Genomic DNA, 3,741 nt, shown 5'->3' with positions numbered 1-3,741 from the left:
GGCTGCCGCGCCGGCGGCGGCCCCGGCCGCGGTGCGCGCGGCATTGCCGGCGGCGGTGCCCGCCTTGCGTGCGCTGCGGGCATCCCCCGCCTGGCGCTTGGCGGAGGCCAGGTCGAGGCGCAGACTGCGCATCGCCTCGCTGACTCCCGACCGCACGTCGTCGGCCAGTCGCCTCACGGAGTCGGCGACCTCGGTCTCGAGGTCGTGCAGGTCACCCTGGCGGGCCTGGAGTTCGGCGCGGCCGGCGTCGGTGATCTCGTAGACGGTCTTGCGGCCATCCGTCGATTTGGTCACGAGTCCTTCCTCTTCAAGCTTGGCCAGGCGCGGGTAGATCGTGCCGGCGCTCGGGATGTACGTTCCGCCGAAGCGGTCGCTGAGCGCCTGGATCAGTTCGTAGCCGTGCCGCGGCTGCTCGGCGAGCAGGCTGAGCAGGTAGAGGCGAAGGCTGCCGTGGGCGAAGACGGGGGTCATTCTCAGACCTCCCCGTTGGCGCGGGCGTCGCCCGGTTCGGTGTTTGTTCGTTCGCCGGCCGGGCCCGCGGACGCAGGCTCGGTGCTGCGACGCACCACCGTGATGTCGCCCGACACCGAGTTGGCCTGCAGCTCGAGCCAGCTGCCCTCGAGTGTGCCGGTGCTGGACTCGAAGCCCTTTCCGAAGGTGCCGCGAATCGTCTGGTCGTCCAGCTGCAGCGTGCCCGAGACGGTGTTCAGCCGGTAGCGCGTCGCCACATCGGCGCCGAGGCGCACGGTGAGGCTGCCGCTGATCGTGTTCGTGTTGATGGAATCGGGCGTGCCCTCGATGTCGAGGAACACCTCGCTGTTAACCCCGTCGAGACTGAAGCGCCGGATGGCCCCGCTCGCCGTGCAATCGCCGGAGACCGTGTGGGCGATGATGCTGCCCTCGAGGCCGCGCACCGACAGCTCGCCGTTCACGGCGTTGAGCTCCAGGTCCCCGGTGACGCCGTCAACCACGATGTCGCCCGACACAGTGCTCAGCCGGGCGCCGTTCGTGAGGCCCGAGATCAGGGCCTCGGCCGAGATCACGCCGAGCTTCAGGGCCACGCCGCGGGGGACCAGGATGCTGACGTCTGCCTTCGCGGTGCCGCGGAACGATGCGAAGACCTCGATGAAGTTGTCCCAACGCAGCTGCGGGTGGTCGATCTCGAGCGTGTCGCCGTCGACCGAGATCTTGAGGTCCTTGCCGGTCACGCTGTGCACCTCAATGCGAGTGCCCGGCTCGTCGTGGCCGATCACGTCGATCTTTCCGCCGATCATGCCCACCTTGAGCGCCCGAACGACCTCGATGTCGATCACCGTGGTCTGCCCGGGGCTGACCAGCCATTTTTCCAAAGCCATGGAATTCTCCTTTTCGGGGGCGGCGTCCGCGCAACGGATGCTCACCACCTGTTCACGATATATCGCGTCTTGTTGAGATTCACGATATATCGCGAGTGGCGAGCGGACAAGCGCCGGCGGGAACTCTCAGCCGGGGTTCAGCTCTCGGTTCAGCTTTCGGTTCAGGCTTCGATTCAGGCTTCCGTACGGCGGTCAACTCTCCGGCTCGATGGTCAGGCCGAGGCGGGCGGCGCGCTCGGCCGACTCGATCGATTCGACCGGGGCGGCTCGCACGGTCAGCAGCGGGATCGGGGCTTTGTTGGCGATCTCCCGCGCCACGCTGCCAAGGAAACGCGAGCGGCGCTGCCGGTGGGAGCCGAGCGCGAAGAGGTCGTAGGCGCCGGAGCCCGCCCGGCGCAGGATCTGCTCGGCGGCGCCCCCTGTGGCCCGGGTGCTGAACGGGTGCACCGCAAGGTCGGCCAGCTGACCGACGGCGGCGGACTGGATGCCGGCGGCGATGCGGTCGAGCCTGTCGGGGGAAACGTCGCGCGCGACGTCGTAGTCGAGCACCGTCAGCAGCGTCACGGTCTGCAGCCTCGCCCCAAGGAGCAGCACCACCGTGACGGCGGCGTGGTCCGCGGCCTCGGAGCCGTCGATGCAGACGAGCACCCGCACGTCTCCCTCGAGGGATTCCCCGGGAATCACGGCCGCCTCGGCCAATTCCTCCCGCTCGAGGTAGACGGCCAGGCCGGCCAGCGCGATGGCGAAGGGGCCGGCAGCCAGACCGAGAACCACCCAGATCGGGGCGTCGTGGCCGCGGCGGATCATCACGAACGCCGACGCAAGTCCCACCAGGACCCAGCCGACCGCCACCAGAAGCGGTGTCACCCAGACGCCTTCTGCCCACATGCCCTCAGCATTGGCGGCCCGCGCCGAACTTGCAAGGGGGCGAGGTCCGGCGGCCGGGGCATCCGTCGACCGGCTCGCCGCCTGAGCGCCGCCTGAGCTTCAGTACAGGAAGATCGGCAGCCAGTCGCGGGTGTGGGCGTGCACGATCACGAGGAAGACGACCGCGTCGAAGAGCAGGTGCACGATCACCACATAGGTCAGTGATTTGGTGAGCGCGAAGGTGTAGCCCTGCAACAGCGCGAAGGGGAACGTCATCAGCGGCCCCCAGCTCTGGTAGCCCAGTTCCCACAGGAACGAGGTGAAGATCACGGCCTGCAGGAGATTGGCCTGCCAGTCGGGGAAATGACGCCTGAGCAGGGCGAACGCCGTGCAGATAAAGAAGAGTTCGTCCCAGATGCCGACGAAGCCGACGCCCACGAACAGGCGGGCGATCGCGTCGGGGGCGGTCACGGCCGGCCAGTTCTGGTAGGCGCCCGAACGGATGAAATAGGTCGGCAGAATCAGATAGCCCAGGAGCAGCACAAGCGGCAGGTACCAGCGTTCCAGGGAGGTCCAGCGCTGGCCGGTGCGGATCGGGAACCGGATCGCGTGGTCGCCGAACGCGTAGCGGGAGAGCAGGTAGGGCACGAGCACGGCGACGGTCAGCACGGTCCCCATCAGCGCCATATTCGGGTAGCTGATATCGGCCTCGACCGAGATGGTGCTGATGATCAGCAGCCCGATCGCGATCAGGAGCAGATCCTTGAACAGGGCCCGGTCGATGGCGAAGGCGAGCCCGATGGCCGCGGCGAGTAGCGCGTAGCCGGGCAGCGGCTCGCGCGCCCCGAACAGCAGCACGGCGGAGGCGGAGAGCAGCGCGGCGGGGACGAGTCCCCAGGAGGCGCGCGGGCGCATCCGTTCGCTCGACGTTGCCGGTCCGGCGCCGCTGCCGGCGCTCGTGCCGCCTGTGAATGGGCTGCCCGTGCTCCCACTCGTGCCCGCTGCCCGTTTCGCTGACCCTGCCGCGCCATCGCCCATGAGATATGGTACCCAACCCGGGCGGGGAACGGCCGGTGCGTCTCGCCTCGCGACCGGGCATCGAGGCCCGGCGATGAACCAATTCGACGGAGATTTTGGGAGCAAGGAAGGTTTTCCAGGGTTTAAGGACCGATTCGGACGAAATCTCGGCTCTCCTGCTGCTTCTGTGGGTTAAACCCGGCNAAATCTCGGCTCTCCTGCTGCTTCTGTGGGTTAAACCCGGCCGGGGAGCACTGGTTTGTGGCCGCCGAGGCTGAGCATGGCGAGGGCGATGAGGGCGTCGGGTGATTTGAAGCCGAACGCGATGCGGGTGAGTAGTCGGATCTTGGTGTTCATGGATTCGATGCGGCCGTTGGAGAGGCCGTGCTCGATCGATGCAAGGATCGCGGCCCGGTGCTTAACGATGGAGCGTTGGAGTTTCACGAACGACGGGATTCGGCTGCGGCGGGCCCATCCGACCCACTTGTCCAGGGCCTCGGCG

General features: G+C 67.8%; 5 protein-coding genes. All 5 read right to left on the bottom strand.

Annotated elements, in window-relative coordinates; translation table 11 throughout:
- A partial coding sequence (locus tag CXY79_RS00090) for a PadR family transcriptional regulator (protein ID WP_104099141.1) occupies positions 1 to 471 on the bottom strand: 471 nt, incomplete at its 3' end.
- Positions 472 to 473: 2 nt separating this feature from the next.
- Complete coding sequence (locus CXY79_RS00085) at positions 474 to 1,355, bottom strand: DUF4097 family beta strand repeat-containing protein (RefSeq protein ID WP_158250184.1); 882 nt, start codon at positions 1,353 to 1,355, stop codon at positions 474 to 476.
- Positions 1,356 to 1,547: 192 nt separating this feature from the next.
- The gene (locus CXY79_RS00080; protein ID WP_158250183.1) at positions 1,548 to 2,222 is read right to left on the bottom strand and encodes a universal stress protein; all 675 of its coding nucleotides are present in this window, start codon (positions 2,220 to 2,222) and stop codon (positions 1,548 to 1,550) included.
- Positions 2,223 to 2,342: 120 nt separating this feature from the next.
- Positions 2,343 to 3,137 (bottom strand): CPBP family intramembrane glutamic endopeptidase, encoded by a 795-nt coding sequence (locus tag CXY79_RS00075; protein ID WP_104099139.1) that lies wholly within the window; start codon positions 3,135 to 3,137, stop codon positions 2,343 to 2,345.
- 336 nt (positions 3,138 to 3,473) lie between these two features.
- Positions 3,474 to 3,741: transposase (locus tag CXY79_RS00070; protein ID WP_146068054.1), on the bottom strand; the 268-nt coding region annotated here is incomplete at its 5' end.

It is taken from the genome of Cryobacterium sp. M96 (assembly GCF_002929845.1).
Taxonomy (GTDB): Bacteria; Actinomycetota; Actinomycetes; order Actinomycetales; family Microbacteriaceae; genus Cryobacterium; species Cryobacterium sandaracinum.
Note: the sequence above shows the minus strand (reverse complement) of the source record. Positions and strands in the feature narration are given on the sequence as shown.